This window comes from Streptomyces sp. P17 (genome assembly GCF_032436805.1).
In the GTDB taxonomy this organism is placed as follows: domain Bacteria; phylum Actinomycetota; class Actinomycetes; order Streptomycetales; family Streptomycetaceae; genus Streptomyces.
This window is the reverse complement of record NZ_JAVRBF010000425.1, coordinates 1-370: the sequence shown is the minus strand read 5'-3', so window position 1 is coordinate 370 and position 370 is coordinate 1. Positions and strand designations below refer to the sequence as shown.

At 48.1% G+C, this 370-nt stretch carries 2 protein-coding genes; both read left to right on the top strand.

Annotation, left to right across the window (positions count from 1 at the left end):
- The coding region (locus RMT89_RS46230; protein ID WP_399498890.1) for a C-terminal helicase domain-containing protein at positions 1-172 on the top strand (172 nt) is incomplete at its 5' end.
- Between the two features lie 12 nt (positions 173-184).
- Positions 185-370, top strand: a 186-nt coding sequence (locus RMT89_RS41580; RefSeq protein ID WP_315888946.1) for a hypothetical protein, incomplete at its 3' end; no start/stop codon positions are given.

Below are 370 nucleotides of genomic sequence, written 5' to 3'. Positions count from 1 at the left end.
CAAGGCCCAAGGCTCGACGTATGATAGCGTCTTCATCGATCTGAGTAATATCTCCAAAGTCACTCAACCGGATGTCGCTGCACGTATGCTTTACGTGGCATTCACTCGTGCACGCTCCAAGGTCTACCTCTACGGCCAGCTTGCAAAACGCTTTGGTGGCCTCGTTTTCTAAGGAGGCTTCATCATGCGTTTCTCCCGTTTGTCCAGCAGAGAGCAGTTCGAGCAAAGAAAGGCACAAATGGCTGAACATCAGGGAATGATTAAGGACATTGTTATCCAACTAACCCGTGACGAACAGATGGTCATTAATGAACAGGTTCGGAATATCGTCAACGAAAATACCAACCTGACTGGTCGTGATGGGTTTTAC